Raw genomic sequence first — 20,212 nt, 5'->3', positions numbered from 1 at the left:
TCCCCCCCGCCAGTACCGAACTCCCACCCCTTGAGGACACCCAACCCCAAGCCGAGTCCGCAGACAACAATCAAGCAGCAGCGAGCAAAAAAAATCGCACTTTATTTGATACAATTCCTCAAGTTTCAGAAGCTAGAACTTACTTTGAAGAACGCTGGAAGCCGACCGAAGGAATGGAACAAACTTTGGAATACAGCCTGCAGATCGACGAAAACGGGTCAATTAAAACTATTGTGCCGATGGGAAAAGCAGCATCCGATAATATCGAACAAGTTAATATGCCCTTAGTCGGCGAGCCCTTTGTTTCTCCCGTTTCCAACGGAAAAATCCCGAAAATCCGAGTAGTTTTGAGACCTAACGGTCGAGTACAAACATTTTTAGAAGAGACTGATTAAACCCTCTAACCAACATTTTATAGCTTGAAAAATAAGGTTGATTGCCAATGTTAAGCGGATACAAAAAAGATAGATTTTTAGGTGTGACGGCCAGCACCAGCCTGTTGACAGTAGCTTTAGTTTGTGCTGCAAACATTTCTTTGCCAGTGCGGGCAGAATCACCTGTAAAAAATATCTTAGTTCAAAATACAGGAGCCAATGAATATTTTCAGCAAGGCTTAAGTTTGGCTGCCAAACAAGATACAGAAGGTGCAGAAGCAGCCTTTCGCAGAGCAATTCAAATCGACCCTAATTTAGCCGAAGCTTACGCTAACTTAGGTAGCCTTCTAGCCAATCAAAACAAACTAGAAGAAGCAGTTCCCAATTTTCAAACCGCAATTCGTCTCAAACCGAATGTCCCAGAATTTCATTATATGTTTGGGCAAGTCCTCTACGCACAAGATAAAATATCAGATGCAGTAGAATCATTTAAAAAAGCCAGAGATTTATTGAAAAAGCAAGGCAAAACTCAAGAAGCAAATTCACTCGAACGAGTGATCAAAAACATAACAAAGTAACTCATCTGCGGTGGGTGCCGCACAGCAAGCCCCAATTTACCATTTTTATTTTCGCACCTAACTGATTATTCCGGGCGATCGCAGTTGTGTATGCTTTCTCAAAAATATTTTGTTTGATTGACAGCAAACAGATGAGAGCAACCTCTAACTGGAAGGAAGAAAATGCCCCTAACGAACAGTCTTCTTTTAATTTCTCCTTAAAAAGGAGAGGCTTTAAACCAATTATTTCTGGTAAAATACCAAGATAGCGGTTTTGAGTTGACTGAAGTACAGAGTCGGGTAGAAAAACAGCATTACCGCGTCCTCTATTTCATCAGATTTAAAACTGCTATATTAATTTTTTCGTTCTCAAAACACAACTGTCTCTACTTTATGAATACCACATCGCCTTACGGTTCTTGGAAATCTCCCATCACCTCAGATTTAATTGTTTCGGGAACTGTCGGACTCGGACAAATTGCTATGGACGAATCGGATATTTACTGGGTAGAAGGACGACCGTCGGAAGGCGGTAGAAGTGTCATTGTGCGGCGCACTCCAGACGGTAAAATAACTGATTTAACGCCCCAGCCTTTCAACGTTCGCACTCGCGTTCACGAATACGGCGGCGGTTCGTTTGCAGTAGCCGGCGGTGTGGTGTATTTCTCTCATTTTGCCGACCAACGTATTTATTGTCAAGCATTAGATTCTCAACCAGAACCTCTCACACCTGCTGCTAAGAATTGCTACGCAGATATGATTGTTGACCTGCAAAGAAATCGCTTGATTTGCGTGCGCGAAGACGGTGCCGGTGAGGGGGAATCTGTCAACACTATTGTTAGCATTAATTTAGATAACGGCGAAGATATTCAAATCTTAACTCAAGGTAACGATTTTTATGCTTCTCCTCGTTTGAGTCCCGATGGTTCTCGACTTTCCTGGATTTCTTGGAACCATCCAAATATGCCGTGGGATGGGACAGAATTGTGGGTAGCAGAAATTAAGAGTGGCGGTTCTTTGGGCGAAAAATATTTAGTAGCTGGTGGCGCTGACGAGTCGATTTTTCAACCGGAATGGTCGCCCGATGGAGTTTTGTATTTTGTTTCTGACAAGTCGAACTGGTGGAATTTTTACAGAACTGTTAATCTCAGCTTGCAAGAAAAACCAGAAGTCGAACCTCTGTGTGAAATGGCGGCTGAATTCGGTCTTCCTCAGTGGGTTTTTGGAATGTCTACCTATGCGGTGGTTTCCGAAAGCAAAATTATTTGTACCTACACTCAGCAAGGTAAGTGGCATTTAGCCAGTCTCGATTTGGCGACAAAGCAGCTAACAACAATTGAGCTGCCTTATACTGATATTTCGTCGGTGAAAGCGCGGGGAGAAACTGTGGTTTTTCTGGCGGGTTCGCCTACTGAATCTACTGCTATTGTTAAATTAAATTTAGCAAGTGGCGAACGGAAAATTTTACGAAAATCGAGCGATTTAAGTATCGATTCTGGTTATCTTTCTGTACCGGAAATGCTAGAGTTTCCCACGGAAAACGGTATGACTGCTTTCGGCTTTTTCTATCCCCCGAAAAATCAAGATTTTGCTGCACCTGCGGGTGAAAAACCGCCACTGGTTGTCAAAAGTCACGGCGGCCCAACTGCTGCTACTTCTAGCGGCATGAATTTGAGAATTCAATATTGGACGAGTCGCGGTTTTGCTGTGCTTGATGTTAATTACGGCGGTAGCACTGGTTACGGTAGAGAATACAGAAGAAGATTGCAAAATAGTTGGGGAATTGTTGATGTTGATGATTGCGCTAATGGTGCTAAATATTTAGCTGCAAAAAATTTGGCTGATGGCGAGAGAATGGCGATCGCCGGTGGCAGTGCAGGGGGGTACACGACTTTGTGCGCTCTGACCTTCCGGGATGTGTTTAAGGCCGGTGCTAGCTATTATGGGGTTAGCGATTTGGAGGCTTTGGCTACTGATACTCACAAGTTTGAGGCGCGCTATCTCGATGGATTAATTGGGCCTTATCCAGAACGCAAAGATTTGTATGTAGAACGTTCTCCGATTCATTCTGCTGAACGTTTATCTTGTCCGGTAATCTTTTTTCAAGGATTGGAAGATAAGGTTGTTCCGCCGAATCAAGCGGAAATGATGGTAGAGATATTGAAAGCTAAAGGTTTGCCGGTTGCTTACGTTACCTATGAGGGGGAACAGCACGGTTTTCGCCGCGCTGAAAATATTAAGAGAACTCTTGATGGGGAGTTTTATTTCTATTCCCGGGTGTTTAAGTTTGAGTTGGCTGAACCGGTGGAAGAAGTGCCGATTTACAATCTTTAGAAAAAGTTAAGTTTGCAGTTGTTTTGTTGGCGCTTTAACGCAACTGCAAAGGACGGCATAATTTGCACATATTGAATGTGATTTAGTTCACAAATTCTGTTGGTTGCTGTCACAAGTTTTGGCTGTTTGGTGTCACTGATTTTAAGGAGATTTACATAGAAACTATGAAAGTGCGATCGCCCTCTGTGACTGCAGATAAAGTGCGATCGCCCTAGCGTCAAGTTGAGAGTCAATCTCTATGCAAACTCCTGTCAGCCTGATTCCATCTGCTTTGGGCGAGCTGTTCGCCGAAGTGAATTATAATGGCTACATTACTTTGGCCGATCGCTACGGTTTGATGGCAGCTATTTTTGACGAGACTTTGACGGAGGAAGAGAGACGCTCGATAGATCGCATCCTGCGCTCTGTGTGTCGGGGTAGGATAAAATTAGTTAACGAACTGTCTGCGATCGGATGCAGATAATTTTTCTTAACGGTAATCTTAAAAATCTCCATCATCAAAAAAGTCCTAATTGTCTCGTAATTGGGAATTCGATCGAGGAAACACTTTTTAATTTGTTCTGTCAGGGACGCAGAAACCGGGTTGATGGGCGAAAATACACAGGTTATAGCCTTTAATCCCGGTTTCTTTGGTATTGATGGTATTGATGCGTCCTGGACTGTTTCGATCTAGTTTGGCGCACGAATTATAGCGGTAGGGTGCTTGTGGCGCACCTTACATATACAAGTTTTGCCTGAGTTTCAACAAGTTTAACCTGCAGGTATAGCAGTCCTAAATCAGTCGCAAAATCGATCGATACCAGAATCCTTGTAGTGCGATCGTCTTGCTCGCGTATAATGCAAGCAAATCATTTAGGATTGCTATATAGCTGTAGTGAACTGCAACTTGCTCAAACTTTCTTCAGCTTGAAACTCCATCTGATAGGTAAGTGCCGGAGGAATCCCGAGCACGCAGCATGGAAAATTATTACCTAGTTCCTTAATCAGCCGGTGTTTGCCAGAATTGCACCCCAAAAACAGTAAGTTTGCAGATTCTAACTCTACCACATTTCTCAGTTCTGTAGCAACCCGCCCGATGCACAAATGAGCTTTGAATAAACCGCGCCATTCTTGGGCCAAACAGCGGGCTTGCCACAGTAACATATCTGCTACCTGGTACTGATTATTTTGACCGAAAATTGCTCGGAAATAAGGCGGCTCGATCCAAGTTGTTCGCCGAGATGCCGATTGGATTTCGGCTGGGGGTAAAACGATCGCAGGCGCTGCACAATGAAAGGCGGATATTTCCTCTAAAGCTGACCTTTTTGGCTTCGCAGCCCCGGCATTTGTCGCAGCAAAATTGCCAGTATCTTCGCCGTAACTGTTGGGCGCTTCGTCGAGCACGTAGACGACTTGCACCGTGACTTCTTTAGTTGTTACTAAACGAGTTTGATGCGCCATCCAAAGGGTAATATCCAGTGCAGTTTGACTTTTGGGAGAATTGTTGTAACCGACAATAAAATTGATAGCTTTTGCCGAATTTGTAGATTTTGATTTTTGAGAAACAGGCACTTTTGGCTCCGGCAGCAACACCATGTCTTCCGCTAAGTTTTGGTATCCCAATGCACTTTCAAAACGGGCTAAGATTGTTTTGAGATTCACAGGCTTGACCTCTGTTAAGTGAATTGTTTTGTCTGTTCGTTGGCTGTTATTCGTCTTGAGTAAAGTAGCGATCGAGAAAATTCAAAGCATAGTTGCGAAGTTCGTAATACTCCTGAGATTCCCGCAACTCTTGGCGATCGCGCGGATGCGAAAAAGGCACTGCCAAAATCTCCCCTATCGTCGCCGCCGGGCCGTTTGTCATCAGCACAATGCGATCGGACATATAGATAGCTTCGTCCACATCGTGGGTAATCATCATTACAGCTTGTCTGTGATTTTCCCAGATATCCAGTACCTGTTTCTGCAACTTGCCGCGAGTCAGAGCATCGAGCGCTCCAAACGGTTCATCCATTAATAACATCTTCGGACGAAGTGCCAAAGCTCGCGCAATCCCAACCCGCTGTTTCATGCCCCCTGAAATTTGATCGGGATATTTATCTGCTGCTGCTGTTAAGTTTACCATTGCTAGGTGTTCGTTGACCAGGCTAATCTTCTCGGCGCGGCTGAGATTTTGCAAAACTTCATCAACTGCTAGCCGAATATTTTCCCGCACCGTCAGCCACGGTAGCAATCCGTAGTGCTGAAATACCATCATGCGCTCGGCTCCCGGTTTGCGAATTTCTTTGCCTTGAAGTGTCACCATTCCCGCACTTTGTTTTTCCAAACCTGCCACTATTTTCAGCAGCGTTGATTTGCCGCACCCGGAGTGACCGATTACCGAAATAAATTCGTTTTCTCCAATACTTAAGTTGATATTTTCCAGAACGCTAAATTCCTTGCCGTCCGCACTTTTGTAGGACTTGAACAAATTGTTTATTTCCAGAAACTCTGATTGGCTGTTAACTTGGTCGTTGGTTGGGGTAGATTTAGAAGTGGATTGAGTCACGGTATTCTCCTAAAAAGTTGTAAAGGGTTAATTTTAATTTATTCTGATTCTGGTTGTGTAAGCGGTAAGGTGCTGCACGCATAACCTAATTATGTAGGGTGCGGCCTAAGCACCGGTGCTTGTGCCGCATCCTACTTGGGATTCTGCCTTAGCTTTTGCGCCCAAGACTGGAGAAATTAAGACTGAAAAAAAGATTGAGGGCGGTTGGCTCTAATTTCAAAACTATTCAAATAACCCACCGGATCGCTTGGATCGAATGCCTTTTTATCAATAAAAAGTTCCGCAGGTTCCACTTGGTAATCCTCCTTGGGACAATCGATCGCCATTTCGGCCACAATCTTGCGGTAAAGGTCGGTTCTCCAAGCTTTTTTAGCTAATTCATCAGCATTTTTGGGCACTTTTTTAATCTGTCCCCAGCGAGCGGCTTGAGTCATCAGCCACAGACTCTGAGATTGCCACATAAATGTTGAATGATTTCCCGGTATTTGAGGTAAATTCTTAGGAATGTCATAGAAAATAGTTGCATCTTCCGATTGTATGGTGCGGTCTTTTCCGTCAAACCCTCCATAGTTGTATTCCCCTACTATTGCCGGCCGCGTAAATTTGTCGATCGCCCCTTTTTTCGGTTTCGCCCCCGTAAACGATCGCTCAGTCAGCAGCGCCGCTATTTCATTGCGATTTTCCGGGTGGCTGCAATACTGACAAGCTTCCACCATTGCCTTAACCAGCGAGTAATAAGTCTTCGGATTTTCCTCAATGAACGATTGCATTACTCCCAAAAGGCGATCGGGATGTCCCAGCCAAACTTCCTTGCCTTGGGCAAAGGTAAAACCCACTCCCGAATTGCCTTGAATTGCCCGCGTATTCCAAGGTTCGGCCACCATGTAAGCCTGCATCGCCCCGATTCTCATATTCGTTACCATTTGAGGCGGCGGCACAATAATTACCCGAAATTCTTTGAACGGATCGACACCGGCTGCCGCCGATATGTAGCGGACAAAGTATTCGTAAATCGCCGAACTCAAGACAACAGCCCAGACTTTATTTTCTACAGGTTGACTATCAAAAAAACCTCGAAATTGTTTGCCAAATTCTTCTAAATTGCCGTTGTATTCGTGCCAGGGGCGCAAGCCGAAATCCCACATCGCTTTGCTCATCGTCATCGCGTTACCGTGGCGGTGAATTGTCATTGCCGCGCACATGGGTGCGTGACGCGCTCCTTCGGCGCCGATGCGGGCGTTGGTGACGGCGCCGGATACCACTGGGGAAGCATCGAGTCGCCCGAAAATCAGGCCGTCGCGGGAGGTGGCCCAGCTTGCTTCGCGGTTGAGTTTGACGTTTAAACCGTATTTGCGGAAAAATCCTTTTTTCCAGGCGATCGCAAATGGTGCACAATCGTTAACCGGCACGTATCCTACGGTTAAATTTGGTTTTTCTAAGGTTCGGGAATCGACGAGCGGCTTTACCGCTTCCGCTTCTTCAGTGAGTCCTTTTGCCGATCGATCCGCGCTAATTCCACAAGCAGATAAAGCCGTACCCGCCGCCGCCGCTCCCATTCCTTGCAAAAACTCTCGGCGATTCCATTCATTGGAAAACTTGTTGCTCATATACAGTTGATAGTTGACAGTTGACAGTTGATAGTTGATAGTTGCAGGGTGCGTCGCCACCAACCATCACACACAAAAATCGACCATCGATGAGCAGCGACGCACCTTACAGTTGACAGTTGATAGTTAACTGTTCGCTGCTGACTAATGACTAATGACTAATGACTAATGACTAATGACTAATGACTAATGACTCTCGATAGATCGATGTGTCACCAATTCCTGAACTTTGCCAACCCCCCAATCGAGCAACAATCCAGTTAAGCCAATTACAAACACCGCTAAAAATACCGAACTCAGATTCAAACGGCTCCACTCATCCCACACAAAAAAGCCAATTCCCACACCGCCTGTCAGCATTTCCACCGCCACAATCACCAGCCAAGCAATCCCCAAACTAATCCGCAAACCTGTAAAAATGTATGGCAAACTCGCCGGCCAAATTATCTTGGTAATCCGCCTCCAGCGCGGCATTTCCAACACTCGCGCTACATCCATATAATCCTTGGAAACGTTAGAAACTCCCAAAGCTGTGTTGATAATTGTCGGCCACAAAGAGGTAATGAATATGACAAAAATTGCCGACGGCTCTGCTAAATTAAAAATCGATAAAGCTATGGGCAGCCAAGCTAGTGGCGACACCGGTTTGAAGATTTGAATCAGCGGATTGAGCGCCATCATTGCCGGTTTCGACATCCCGATCAGAAATCCCACAGGAATCGCCACTGCAGCACCCAGCAAAAATCCCACTAACACCCGCCGCAAACTCGCTAGCAGCAGCAAGCCAATGCCTAAATCTCCAGGCCCGCGCTGGTAAAATGGATGCAAAATGTAATCTAAATTAGCGATTAACGCCTGATAGGGAGTGGGAATCAAATCGCTCTTGAAGCTGGCAACAATCCACCACACCCCAAGAATTCCCAAAAAACCAGCCGCCGGCAACAATACGGTATCTCGGATAAAAACGGGTTTTGCCCGCTTCCATGCTGCAACTCCGGCAACTGCGATCGCAGATAAATTAAGTTGAATTGACATTTCAATCTCCTCAGAGTCAGGGGCGGTATAAGAATCTTGAACAATACCAACCGGAGACACTGATGAAGCCAAACTATCTATTGAAGACAAGTTGACTCTTCAGTCTCTTCTCAATGCCTGCGAAGTTAGCTGACGGGCTAGGACTGAGAGATGTCCTTCTCTAAAGATTTCAAAATCAAAAATTACACTCAAATTTGGCAACTTTTAACTTGGCTCTTTAATTCTGTAGAGATTCGCCCCTAAAATTGGTTCCTCCGCTCCAGCCACACGCTAGTCTTTGCAAATTGTTCGATCGCGCAGCGCTGGATTAGGCTTGACTTTTATAGCCAATTCAACCTAACTTATCACTAGCGCCCAATCTTGTCAATACGTCTTTAGGAGTAGCTACTGCACGACTTACGTAAAAAGTGGTTTGACGCGCTACTCAATAGGGGTAAGGTACCCATTGCAAACCTGCAATATAGAGGTGATGCGTAACTCGTTTAATGGCGATTTTAGATACTTTGATATTACCAACCAATTTCTCTTCACATCGCTCTTGTTCCCGGTTCCCTGTTCCCTGTTCCCTGTTCCTTCAAATCAGAAACCGAATAGTTACATAAATAGCAGCCACCACCAATTGCAACGCCATCACAGGAAGCCCGTAACGCAGAAAAGTTTGAAAAGAAATCCGCCTGCCATGCAATTCAGAAATTCCTGCTGCAACTATATTAGAAGAAGCTCCTACCAAAGTGCCATTTCCTCCTAAAGTTGCCCCGTACATCATCGCATAAAACAGCGGTAATACCTCCAGAGGAAACTGCCCTGCAAAATCGGGATCTAGGACTTCCACAGGGGCTAACCCGATGTTAACAACATACTGTTTGAGCAAAGGGACCATCGCCACCACTAGCGGAATGTTCGGCACCACGCTGGACATTAAACCCACAAAAAATAACAAACTTAGCGAACCCAAAAAAATATTTTTACCCAAAATCACTGCTAGAATTCCCGATATACTGGCAATCACTCCAGTTTTTTCTAAACCCCCAATCAGTACAAAAGTAGACATGAAAAATAGCAGCGTACTCCAATCTAAATCCCGCAAAATATTGTTGACAGAATCTATCTTGGAGTGGTGAGCTAAAAGCATTGCCAAACCAGCCCCCAACAAAGCAACGGCTGCTGGTGAAAGTGGCACGGGCAGAGACTCTCCCACAACAAAAAATAGCAGCACAAAAGCTATGATTAAGCCGCCCACTCCTAAAACTCGCGGGTGATTAATTTTGGGATGTGGCAAGTGTGCCAAATCCTCTAATTCTTTGTGCCAGATTTCGGGGAACAACCACGGCAGAAGAATGACTATTACTCCTACGGCAATTGCGCCGCCTAAACTTAATTTCATCAGGTAATCGGCAAAGCTCATATTAATCGCATCGCCTACAATGAATGTCGCCGGATCTCCCACGATTGTCAGCAGTCCCGAACTATTGGCTACAAATACCATTAAAATTAGTAATGGTACAAAATCGACACCCACTTCTTGCGCCATTGGCGGAATTAATGGTGCTAGCAGCATGACTGTGGTAGCATTGGGCAAAACTGCACAAATCGGGGTAGTAATCGCCACAATACCCAGCAACAAATTTTTGCCTTTTCCTTTCGCCAACAGCACCATTTGAGTTGCCAAATAATCGAATACTTTGGTCGGCTCAAAGGCTCTCACCATGACCATGACTCCAAAAAATAAACCCAGGGTTCCGTGACTGCGACCGATATATTCGATCGCATTATTTAACGTCATCACGTGGGTAAAAACCAGAATCAGCGCTCCCAAAAATGCCGCAACTGTCAGGTGTATCCATTCTGTAATTATTAAGAAAACTACACCGATAAATGTTGCCGCAGCGATCGCAGCTTGCACGTTTTCCATTTAGTCCCCTGACAAAACTAAAGCTTAAAAATTAAAACCTCTGGTTGTCAGCGAACATACTACTTTTAAGCTCTTCTGTCAAGACGTTTAAGTGTCACTTTTGGCATAAAAAAGCTGGGATCTAGTCATGGAGAGAGCAGCACGGGGGAAAAATCACCTCAAAACTACTTCTTTTAGCAGGGTTGCGATCGCCCGAAGTTTGATATGGCGATCGGGCGATCGCTCAACTACAATGAAGCATGGGCAATATCTGCCAAACTCAACCCCCACGCAGACATCATGGACTACAGCCAAATGCTCGCCGATAAAACCGATACGATCCTTAAAAACTGGATTGAAGCAGTACGTCAGGATCGGAACATTGAAAGTGCAGACACCTTAACGCACTCAGCGATCAAAAATCACATACCCCATTTGTTGGCGGCGATGGCCGCATTGCTTTCCCAATATCGCAACAGCGACATAAAGGTAATAATTGAAGCCAGTTTAGATCACGGACTTCTTAGAGCCGAACAAGGCTACGACTCCGCAGAAGTAGCCAGGGAATACCATTTATTGCGTCAAGTAATATTCTCAGAATTAGAAGCAGAATTGCTAGCAGGAACCACTGCCGAAGTATTCAAAGCTTTTCGCCTCATCGATGCCGTAATAGACGAAGCAATTGCCCAGTGTTTCAATAGCTACGTCGCTCAGAAGCTTCGGGAACTCCAACAAATCCAAAGTCAGTTACAACTCACAAATCAAGAACTCAATCGCCTCGTCAGCGTCAACCAAGAAAACCTTTCCTATTTAGCTCACGAACTCAAAACACCTCTCAACTCAATCATCGGTTATTCAGAGCTATTTTTGCGAAAAGGAAGGGCGCAAACAGAAATCAAAGATACCCTCCCCGGCATCGAACACATCGAGCGAGTATTGCGTAACGGCAGACAGTTGTTGCGCCTGATTAACGACGCCCTAGAACTTGCTCGCGCCGATGCCGGCAAAATTAAACTTAACCTGCGGCAAACTAATGTACAATCTCTAATTAACTCCGTAGTAGAAATGATGCAGCCAATTGCTGATGCTAAAGGACTAAAACTTGCTGTTACCAGCGACTGCGCCCCCAAACAAGTAGTCGCCGACGGACAGCGGCTGCAACAAATTGTCACCAACCTTCTGAGTAATGCCATTCGCTATACAGAATCTGGTAGCATTGAATTAAGTTGCAGCCGCGCTGGAGAAGCAAATTGGACGATCGCCATTGCAGATACAGGTATCGGCATCGCCCCCGAAGATACCAACCGCATCTTTGACCCCTTTTTTCAAGCAGGAGAAGCCCGCAAACAGCAGTATCCCCCCGACAGCACCGGCCTGGGATTAGCCATAGTATCGCGGCTAGTCACGCTTTTGCAAGGTCAAATAGAGGTAGTATCAGAAATCGGAGTCGGCTCAACTTTTACCGTAATTCTCCCTTTAGAAGTTAAAATACTTCAAGTAGTAAGCTAAAAATTAAGTTCAAAATTTTAGATCCGAACATCAGAAAATCCTATGCCCGCAGCCAACCTTAGCTTTTCCACAACCGCCTTTCCCCTCACCGCCGTAGTCGGGCAAGCAGCAATCAAATTAGCCCTGCTTTTAGCAGCAGTAGATCCCGGATTGGGAGGAGTGGCGATCGCCGGTCGCCGCGGTACCGCAAAATCAGTAATGGCCCGCGCCCTGCATTCCCTACTGCCACCAATTGAAATTGTTAAAGACTCTTTTTGCAACGCCGAACCCGATGAAAACATTGCAGAACAGACATCTTTTATATTAGAAGAAAACGGGCAAGATGCCCACACCACAAATACTAACTCCCCAAATACAGAAATTATTCCCGCACCTTTCATTCAAATTCCTTTGGGTGTCACCGAAGACCGACTCTTAGGTTCTGTCGATGTCGAACAATCAGTAAAATTTGGCAAAACCGTATTTCAACCGGGACTTTTAGCCCAAGCAAATCGAGGCGTACTTTACGTAGACGAAATCAACCTGCTCGATGACAACATTTCCAACCAATTGCTAACAGTATTAACCGAAGGTCGCAACCAAATAGAACGCGAAGGCATCAGCTTCCAACACCCCTGCAAACCTCTATTCATTGCCACCTACAATCCCGAAGAAGGGTCGCTCAGAGAACATTTGCTCGATCGCATCGCGATCGTACTTTCCGCCGACGCAGCACTCGAACTAGAAGAAAGAGTATACGCAGTAGAACAAGCCCTATCCTACTCCAGTTCCCCCCAAGAATTTCTCAACCAATACACCGAAGACACCGACAACCTCAAAACCCAAATCATCCTCGCCAGAGAATGGCTCAAAGATGTTACCATCAGCCGCGAACAAATTGCCTACTTAGTAGAAGAAGCCCTGCGCGGCGGAGTCCAAGGACACCGCGCCGAAATCTTCGCCTGTCGCGTCGCCAAAGCCGCCGCCGCCATCGAAGGACGCACAGAAGTTAACGCCGAAGATTTGCGCCGCGCCGTAGAACTCGTCATCGTACCCCGGGCCACCATCGTCCAAACTCCCCCAGACGAAAACCCGCCGCCACCCCCGCCGCCACCGCCACCCCAAGAACAATCGGAACAAGAACAAGAAGAAGAAGAGGAAGAAGAAGACAAAGAAGACCAACCTCCCGAAGAACAAGAAGAAACCAACATTCCCGAAGAATTTCTCTTTGACCCCGAAGGCGTAATTCTCGACCCCGACGTGCTGTTTTTCGCGCAGAACGCCAACCGCCAAGGCAAATCCGGCAGCAGAAGCACCATTTTCTCGGAAGATAGAGGTCGTTACGTCAAGCCAGTATTGCCCAAAGGCCCCGTCCGCCGCATCGCTGTAGATGCTACCCTCAGAGCCGCCGCACCCTACCAAAAAGCCCGCCGCGACAGGAATTATGACCAGGAACCCACCGCCGGCGAGAGTCCAAATCGAGAGAAGCGCGTATTTGTGGAACAGGGAGACATTCGGGCAAAGCGCTTGGCCAGAAAAGCAGGGGCTCTAGTGGTATTTGTCGTGGATGCTTCGGGTTCGATGGCCCTCAACCGGATGCAGTCCGCCAAAGGTGCTGTCATGCAGCTACTCACCGAAGCTTATCAAAGCCGCGACCAAGTGGCGCTGATTCCGTTTCGCGGAGAACAAGCAGAAGTATTGCTGCCGCCTACTCGCTCGATAGCCTTGGCCCGCAAGCGTTTGGAACGGCTGCCCTGCGGCGGTGGTTCGCCGCTGGCCCACGGTTTGACGCAGGCGGTGCGCGTGGGAGTCAATGCGCGGCAGTCGGGAGATATCGGTCAAGTGGCGATTGTCGCGATTACTGACGGGCGCGGTAATATTCCTTTGGCCCGTTCTTTGGGCGAACCGATTTTAGATGGAGAAAAGCCTGATATTAAGCAGGAATTGTTAGAAATTGCTGCCAAAATTCGCGGCCTGGGAATGCAGTTGCTGGTGATTGACACTGAGAGCAAATTCATTTCGACCGGCTTTGCGAAGGAGTTGGCCAAGACTTCTGGCGGGAAATACTATCATTTGCCGAAAGCTACTGAACAGTCGATCGCAGCTATGACTAAAAATGCTTTGAGGGATGCGATCGGCTAAAATCCTTAAACAGGGCTGGTTGAAAAAGTCTTTTCGTTAAGGCTAGAAGTCAGGAGTCAGGAGTCAGAAGTCAGAATTAAGCTGTCGGAGATTTAAATCCTATGTTCAGGGCGGGCTCTCCTGCCCAACCCCTACTCCCCACAAGAAGGGGATTTTTTTTGACATTCAATTTAAATGCAAAACAGCTTACTCTTGCACGAATACCTGAAAAGGCTATAGCGGTTCTCAAGCTTGGTGAGGTGGGTTCATTCCAATCCTGCCCATGCCCCATCCCTCCGCTTCGCTCCGCCCTGCGCGGGCCACGGAGCCCCATGCCCACTCCTAGCACCTCATATTACTGACTCCCAATCTAAAATCGTCCGACTCTCGCTCTCCGGCGAGTCACCGCCAGCGAACCCGCCACTAAACCCAACCCTACCACCGTCGAAGGTTCGGGAATTTTCACAGGCCCGGGTGCCCGGTTTACCTTTACCGGGTTCGGGCTCGGAGAAGTTGTACCTTGGGGGGGTTGACCAACCTGAGCCAGCAGCCAATATTCAGAACCCTGCGATGCAGCAGCGACAGAAACGTCTCCGACATTACCTGCAAAAGCAGCTTGGCCAACGGAAATCACCGCAGTAGCAGCCAAAAGAATTCCGGCTGCGGGTGACAATAATTTACGAGCAAAAAAGGTGAGCATTAGACATTACCTGTTGAGAATTTGGTCGGTACGAACTAAATTTATTCATTAATTTTCTTGAAATTCCCTGTCTGAGCTACCAGGTGCAACTAACCGAACCGATTTCAGGTTTGAGATTTTAAATTGTGGAGATTCTCTCTCCCTAGTTTCAACTCTTGCCGGCCATCAAAAACCTCAAATCAACTGTGCCCCCTCCCTTTAGCATAAAGCTTTCAATCGCAAATCGCAAATCTAAAATCCCAAATTTATTCACCTGTGCCATCTGCGATTCGATCGACCTTGACATCAACCTGTTAATTAAGTTAAAGAATATCTCTGTGGCGTCAGACAATCCTATTAGACTGTGCTAATTCCGGCGCGGCAGCCAGACTGCACACCATGTACGCAGTCGATTATAAACAATGGTTTCCTACTTGGGAGTGATTTCACCCCGGTTCTTTATCAAATCTTTAAACTCGGCTTGGTTTTGCAAACACAGGGTAAAGCTGTCAGAATAGAAATACAAGACTTGCGCGCCGCGTGAGAAACTGGCTTTTTCACCATAACTACAGGTTCAAACCCGCGTATTTTCGTGCATACCCGGTTTCTTTTGCCGCGCGCAAGTCCCAAAATATCAACTCTCAGCCAACATTAGGTAAATCCTCGTGAGTAACACCAGCAATTTCCGCGAAGCCGTGCGCGAGGCCAAAAACCACGCACTGGTAGGCCCCAACGTCATCTCCAACGCCCTCCCCTTCGTCGGTGGCGGACTTGTCTTAACCGCTGTCGGCACCTACGGCGGCCTCGGAGTCATTCGCAACTATCCGGGAATCTTTTTTCCCACATTCATCGCCGCGATCGTCCTAGAATTAGTTTTATTCTTTGTCGCTCGCGGTGTCGCCGAAAAAGGCAACAATAGTACCGCCTTACCCCTCCTGGCAACCTACAGCCTGCTTTCCGGCTACACCCTCAGTGGATTGGTGTTTACAGCCCTCAGATCCGAAGGTGTCGGCATCGGCGGCATCGGTTTTGCAGCCCTAGGCTGCGGCATTACCTTTATCGCCGCCCGCCAAATTGGTTCCAACTTGTCGGAAGAAGACGGCATGGCCATCACCAAAACCATCAGTTTAGGTGTGATTGCTTTGTTAGTCGTCGTTGGCGGTCAATTTCTACTCTCTCTATTTGGAGTCTACACCCCAACCTGGTTAGAAATTGGCATTTCCGGCATCGGCGTGTTTATCTTTGCTGGCGCTGCGATCGTCGATTTTTACATACTACCCCGCAGCTACCGCGACGACCAGTATTTGCCCGCAGCTTTGTCGATGTACTTGACCTACATCAACTTGTTCATCTTCATTCTGCGCCTGCTGATTGCTATCAACGGCCGCGATTAATCAACGCCAGTTTAGCTTAAAAACAACCGCAGCTCGATCGACTTCCGGCTGCGGTTTTTGATTAAGATTTACAACCAAGAGAGCGATCGGTCGATTTGAGATTTTATAGTTGAGATTGATTCGACTAATTCTGTCGATCGCGATTTCAAAATTAATCACAACTCAATTTAATAACAGTTATGTACTTAAAATATGAAGATATCAGGATAGTCAGCGTAGAAATTACTTCCCGGTGCAATGCCGCTTGTCCCCAATGTCCCCGCACCGACAACCCGATTTTGCCGGGGGCGGAATTAAAGATGGAGGATATTGAGAGAATTTTCCCACAAGAGTTTTGCTCTCAGTTGGATTTGATCTATATGTGTGGCAACTACGGCGATGCTATGACTAGCAATACTACAATTGGGGCGATCGAATATTTGCATTGGATGGGAGTTCCTAAAATCTGCCTGTACACCAACGGTAGCGGGCGCAACCCCCACTGGTGGCAAGCCCTGGCGCAGGCGATGACAGGAGAAAACGATCGCGTAATTTTTAGCATCGACGGATTGGCTGATACTAACAGCATTTACCGCCAAAATACCAACTGGGACAGGATAATGCAATCTGTTAAAGCCTTTATCCAAGCGGGCGGAAAAGCTGTCTGGCACTACTTGATATTTGAACACAACCAGCACCAAGTAGAAGCAGCCAGGGATTTAGCCCAAGAATTAGGATTTGTCGAGTTTGTACCGAAAGCTACCTCTCGTTTTGTAGCAAAAGAAATTTATGACAAAGAGTCCGCAAATCAACAGCTTCAGCAGGGAAAAAACTCTCAGGTAGATGCTAAGAGCGATCGCCCCAACCAACCAGCAACAACTAATGCGTCAGCCCCTCAAAATCAAACACAGACGGCTGTTGGGCTGCACCGACAAGGGGAGGACTGTTTGAAACAAGGACAGCTCTCAGAGGCGATCGCAGCCTGCCAACAAGCCCTAAAAATTCAACCTAACTTTGCAGCAGCCTGTAAAACTTTAGGCAATGCTTTCCAAGCTATGGGGAAGATGCAAGCAGCAGCCGACTGCTATACAAACGCACTGAAAATTCAGCCTAATTTTCCCGAAGTTTATGCTAATGTCGGCAGTCTTTACGCTCAACAGCAACAGTGGCAGCCAGCTAGTGCTTATTACCAAAAGGCGATCGAGCTTAAACCCAATTTTGCAGGAGCTTATCGCAATTTAGCTAAAGTGTTGACGCAGTTGGGGCAACCAGAAAAAGCAAATTATGCTTGGTATCAAGCTATAGCTATCGAAACCTCTCAAGCACTAGCTCAAAATCAGCCGATCCCATCACAGCCAGCCAGCGAAGAACTCCAACCCCCATCATTGGAACAATATAAAAATCCACAGGGAGACCAATTTATCAAAGCTGTAGAAACATTTGGTAGCCTAAATAATTACTACCGCAATGTAGAAATTAGCTGCCAAACTCAAGCCACCAAAGAGATTTTTATTTCTTTTGAAGCGGAACTTTGGCCTTGCTGTTGGGTCAGCCATACTAAATACGCTGTTTATAACGACACTTACAGACCCCAAATGCTGGCTTTAATTGAAAAGTACGGCAATGGATTTAATTCTCTCAGAACTAAATCAGTGAAAGAGGCGATCGCCTGTGATTGGTTTCGCGAAGACCTCACAAAAAATTTTTCATGTTCCAAAAGGTTGGACGTATGCGCTCACGAATGCGGTAAAGCCTTCAATTCCACAGGTTCGCAGTATATTTAAGAAGTCATTAGTCATCAGTCATTAGTCATTAGTCATTAGTTACAAGAAAGAAGGAAGAATGCGGTGAAGCGATCGAATTTCATGTCACGATTCAGGCAGGTTATCGGGATCGATACCTTGCGATCGCAAATACTCAGCTAGGCGTTCGGCCCGCTGCTGTTGAACCTCAGCTCGCTGTCGTTCTACCCTCAACTCCTCGCGCATCTGCCCTGCCGCTGCATCCGGCAAGGGATAGACATTTCCTGACTCGTCGTACCAAACCAGAATTTCTTGCTCGATGCCCCCAATAACTTGCCCAGAGCGCCCTATGCCCAGTCTCACTTCTGGCATCCAATAGGGTTCGCCAATCTGCTGCCTGTATTGCCCGTCAATCAGCTTGTACACTTCAAACGGTTGATGCCGATCGCGCCGCCAAAATTCGGGGTTGTAAATAATGTAGTACAAAACCCCTAACCCGGCATAAATCGACATCTTATCGTCGTACTCCCCACCCGGTTTGTGAGACACCATTTCCAACGCTAAAATCGGCACAACCTCGTTTTCTTCCCAGACAGCATAGCTGCGGCGAGATTTGCCTCCTTTTCGGCGCTCCACCCCCAAACTGAGAAATCCGTCCGGGACGACAGGCACTTTGGGACTGATTCCTGTAGTGTGATACACCGCCATATCTACCCCAAAGTACCAATCCATGCGATCGGACCAAATACCGATCAAGACAAACAACAGTAGGTTCGGCAGCAAATTCTGGTCTTCGTTATCCACAGGGGTATCGTCCGAACAGGGCAGGTCTTCGGTGGACGGCAAGCTCAATTTAAGTTCTGGGGAAATCATGGCAGTTAACTTCCATCGAGATCGTTAACCTGATTTTAGATTATAGCAACTTTTTTTTGAATCTTGAATTTTTAATGCGGTAAAGTTTTTAATTCAACAGGTTCGCACTATATCTAATCAGGAAGAAGTCATAACATTTTGTTGAAAGAGCGCAATTTCAGCTAAACTCAAAAATACACCCCACAACTAGGAAAACTCACAGTGGAAGTTCTAGACATCAAGCACGATATCGAAACATTGTCCGATCGACTGGGTACCACCCAGGACTATCTTTGACATCCCCGCACTCACAGCCAAAATCCAAGACTTAGAGCAAATCTGTGCCCAACCAGCATTTTGGGACGACCAGGATAGAGCTCAAGAAACCCTCCAAGAACTCAACAACTTCAAATCTCATTTAGACCAATACCGTGGCTGGCAGACTAGCCTAGAAGACGCTAGAGCTATTTTAGAACTGCTGGAGTTAGAAGCCGACGAGTCTTTGTTCCAAGAAGCCTCATCGAGTCTTGCTCAATTAACCCGCGAACTCGACCTGTGGGAACTGCAACAATTACTATCGGGCCCCTACGACGAAGGCGGCGCAGTCTTGACAATTAACGCCGGGGCGGGCGGCACGGATGCTCAAGATTGGGCCGAAATGCTGCTGCGGATGTACACCCGCTGGGGGGAAAGTCAAGGTTACAAAGTACATTTAATGGAAATTTCCGAGGGAGAGGAAGCAGGTGTTAAATCAGCTTCTTTGGAAATTGTCGGCCGCTACGCTTACGGTTATATGCGATCGGAAAAAGGCACTCACCGTTTGGTCAGAATTTCGCCTTTTAACGCGAATGACAAGCGTCAAACCAGTTTTGCGGGCGTTGAAGTGATGCCGGTGCTCGATCGATCCGTACAATTGGATATCCCAGAAAAAGACTTAGAAATCACAACTTCCCGCGCAGGCGGCAAGGGCGGACAAAACGTTAACAAGGTAGAAACGGCCGTCCGCATCGTTCACCTTCCCACTGGTTTGGCCGTCCGCTGTACCGAAGAACGCAGTCAGTTGCAAAATAAGGAAAAAGCTTTGGCATTACTCAAGGCTAGGCTGTTGGTGATTGCTAAGGAACAGCGGGCTTCGGAAATTGCCGAGATTCGCGGCGACATGGTAGAGGCAGCTTGGGGCAACCAAATTCGCAACTACGTTTTTCACCCCTATCAAATGGTCAAGGATTTGCGGACTGGGGTGGAAACAACCGCCATCCTAGATGTGATGAATGGCGAATTAGAACCGTTCATTCAAGCTTATCTGCGGCAGGAAAATCAGGTGGTCAATAGTCAATAGTCAGTTGTCAGTAGTCAGTAGTCAGTAGTCAGTAGTCAGTAGTCAATAGTCAGTAGTCAATAGTCAGTAGTCAGTAGTCAGTAGTCAGTAGTCAGTAGTCAGTAGTCAGTAGTCAATAGTCAGTAGTCAATAGTCAGTAGTCAGTAGTCAGTAGTCAGTAGTCAGTAGTCAGTAGTCAGTAGTCAATAGTCAGTAGTCAATAGTCAGTAGTCAGTAGTCAGTAGTCAGTAGTCAGTAGTCAGTAGTCAGTAGTCAATAGTCAGTAGTCAATAGTCAGTAGTCAGTAGTCAGTA

The 20,212-nt window shown here is 46.6% G+C and carries 16 protein-coding genes, 1 pseudogene and 1 riboswitch; of the genes and pseudogenes, 9 read left to right on the top strand and 8 right to left on the bottom strand.

What is annotated here, in order from left to right; all coding sequences use genetic code 11:
* The 4 genes and pseudogenes from QUA97_RS25925 to QUA97_RS25910 form a co-directional block, all read left to right on the top strand.
* Positions 1 to 395: pseudogene (locus QUA97_RS25925) on the top strand (DUF4335 domain-containing protein); the annotation flags it as partial.
* Between the two features lie 47 nt (positions 396 to 442).
* Positions 443 to 952 carry a tetratricopeptide repeat protein gene (locus QUA97_RS25920; RefSeq protein ID WP_333197034.1) on the top strand — a complete coding sequence of 170 codons (510 nt, stop codon included), beginning with the start codon at positions 443 to 445 and terminating at the stop codon, positions 950 to 952.
* 372 nt (positions 953 to 1,324) lie between these two features.
* On the top strand, positions 1,325 to 3,265 hold the full coding sequence (locus QUA97_RS25915; RefSeq protein WP_333197031.1) for a S9 family peptidase: 1,941 nt from the start codon (positions 1,325 to 1,327) through the stop codon (positions 3,263 to 3,265).
* 238 nt (positions 3,266 to 3,503) lie between these two features.
* Complete coding sequence (locus QUA97_RS25910) at positions 3,504 to 3,728, top strand: hypothetical protein (protein ID WP_194070985.1); 225 nt, start codon at positions 3,504 to 3,506, stop codon at positions 3,726 to 3,728.
* 398 nt (positions 3,729 to 4,126) lie between these two features.
* On the opposite strand, the gene QUA97_RS25905 is transcribed toward QUA97_RS25910, so the two are convergent.
* The 5 genes from QUA97_RS25905 to QUA97_RS25885 all read right to left on the bottom strand — a co-directional run bounded on the left by QUA97_RS25905 (position 4,127) and on the right by QUA97_RS25885 (position 10,346).
* Positions 4,127 to 4,906, bottom strand: a complete 780-nt coding sequence (locus tag QUA97_RS25905; RefSeq protein WP_333090414.1) for a universal stress protein — start codon at positions 4,904 to 4,906, stop codon at positions 4,127 to 4,129.
* 46 nt (positions 4,907 to 4,952) lie between these two features.
* Positions 4,953 to 5,792 carry an ABC transporter ATP-binding protein gene (locus QUA97_RS25900; protein ID WP_333090415.1) on the bottom strand — a complete coding sequence of 280 codons (840 nt, stop codon included), beginning with the start codon at positions 5,790 to 5,792 and terminating at the stop codon, positions 4,953 to 4,955.
* A 176-nt stretch (positions 5,793 to 5,968) separates the two neighbouring features.
* Entirely contained in the window at positions 5,969 to 7,399 is a 1,431-nt protein-coding gene (locus QUA97_RS25895) for an ABC transporter substrate-binding protein (protein ID WP_194070983.1), read from the bottom strand.
* A 186-nt stretch (positions 7,400 to 7,585) separates the two neighbouring features.
* Positions 7,586 to 8,434, bottom strand: a complete 849-nt coding sequence (gene ntrB, locus QUA97_RS25890; protein ID WP_194070982.1) for a nitrate ABC transporter permease — start codon at positions 8,432 to 8,434, stop codon at positions 7,586 to 7,588.
* Positions 8,435 to 8,533: 99 nt separating this feature from the next.
* Positions 8,534 to 8,726: riboswitch (cyclic di-AMP (ydaO/yuaA leader) on the bottom strand.
* A 282-nt stretch (positions 8,727 to 9,008) separates the two neighbouring features.
* Positions 9,009 to 10,346 carry an ArsB/NhaD family transporter gene (locus QUA97_RS25885; protein WP_194070981.1) on the bottom strand — a complete coding sequence of 446 codons (1,338 nt, stop codon included), beginning with the start codon at positions 10,344 to 10,346 and terminating at the stop codon, positions 9,009 to 9,011.
* Between the two features lie 204 nt (positions 10,347 to 10,550).
* Here QUA97_RS25885 and QUA97_RS25880 point away from each other — a divergent pair, with 204 nt between their 5' ends.
* Both QUA97_RS25880 and bchD read left to right on the top strand, forming a co-directional pair.
* Positions 10,551 to 11,834: a sensor histidine kinase gene (locus QUA97_RS25880; RefSeq protein WP_333090416.1), complete on the top strand. Its 1,284-nt coding sequence runs from the start codon at positions 10,551 to 10,553 to the stop codon at positions 11,832 to 11,834.
* Positions 11,835 to 11,876: 42 nt separating this feature from the next.
* Positions 11,877 to 13,955: a magnesium chelatase ATPase subunit D gene (gene bchD / locus QUA97_RS25875; protein WP_333118811.1), complete on the top strand. Its 2,079-nt coding sequence runs from the start codon at positions 11,877 to 11,879 to the stop codon at positions 13,953 to 13,955.
* Between the two features lie 349 nt (positions 13,956 to 14,304).
* Here the strand turns inward: bchD and QUA97_RS25870 are convergent, their stop codons facing one another.
* Positions 14,305 to 14,634, bottom strand: a complete 330-nt coding sequence (locus QUA97_RS25870; protein WP_194071188.1) for a PEP-CTERM sorting domain-containing protein — start codon at positions 14,632 to 14,634, stop codon at positions 14,305 to 14,307.
* A gap of 644 nt (positions 14,635 to 15,278) precedes the next feature.
* Here QUA97_RS25870 and QUA97_RS25865 point away from each other — a divergent pair.
* Complete coding sequence (locus tag QUA97_RS25865) at positions 15,279 to 16,007, top strand: Bax inhibitor-1/YccA family protein (protein WP_194071187.1); 729 nt, start codon at positions 15,279 to 15,281, stop codon at positions 16,005 to 16,007.
* Here the strand turns inward: QUA97_RS25865 and QUA97_RS25860 are convergent, their stop codons facing one another.
* The gene (locus tag QUA97_RS25860) at positions 16,008 to 16,166 is read right to left on the bottom strand and encodes a hypothetical protein (protein WP_194012880.1); all 159 of its coding nucleotides are present in this window, start codon (positions 16,164 to 16,166) and stop codon (positions 16,008 to 16,010) included. It abuts the gene before it with no gap.
* Positions 16,167 to 16,186: 20 nt separating this feature from the next.
* On the opposite strand from QUA97_RS25860, the gene QUA97_RS25855 reads away from it, so the two are divergent.
* Positions 16,187 to 17,770, top strand: a complete 1,584-nt coding sequence (locus QUA97_RS25855) for a tetratricopeptide repeat protein (RefSeq protein WP_333197025.1) — start codon at positions 16,187 to 16,189, stop codon at positions 17,768 to 17,770.
* Between the two features lie 84 nt (positions 17,771 to 17,854).
* On the opposite strand, the gene QUA97_RS25850 is transcribed toward QUA97_RS25855, so the two are convergent.
* On the bottom strand, positions 17,855 to 18,601 hold the full coding sequence (locus QUA97_RS25850; protein ID WP_194012878.1) for a Uma2 family endonuclease: 747 nt from the start codon (positions 18,599 to 18,601) through the stop codon (positions 17,855 to 17,857).
* Positions 18,602 to 18,802: 201 nt separating this feature from the next.
* On the opposite strand from QUA97_RS25850, the gene prfB reads away from it, so the two are divergent.
* Positions 18,803 to 19,919, top strand: a protein-coding gene (prfB, locus tag QUA97_RS25845; protein ID WP_194071185.1) for a peptide chain release factor 2 whose coding sequence is annotated in 2 segments (ribosomal slippage) — positions 18,803 to 18,874 and positions 18,876 to 19,919 — 1,116 coding nt in all. Because the reading frame shifts where the segments join, the coding sequence is not laid out codon by codon here.
* Positions 19,920 to 20,212 lie beyond the last annotated feature (293 nt).

The sequence above is a fragment of the Microcoleus sp. CZ3-B2 genome, assembly GCF_036705055.1.
In the GTDB taxonomy this organism is placed as follows: domain Bacteria; phylum Cyanobacteriota; class Cyanobacteriia; order Cyanobacteriales; family Microcoleaceae; genus Microcoleus.
This window is presented reverse-complemented; position numbering and strand designations above follow the sequence as displayed.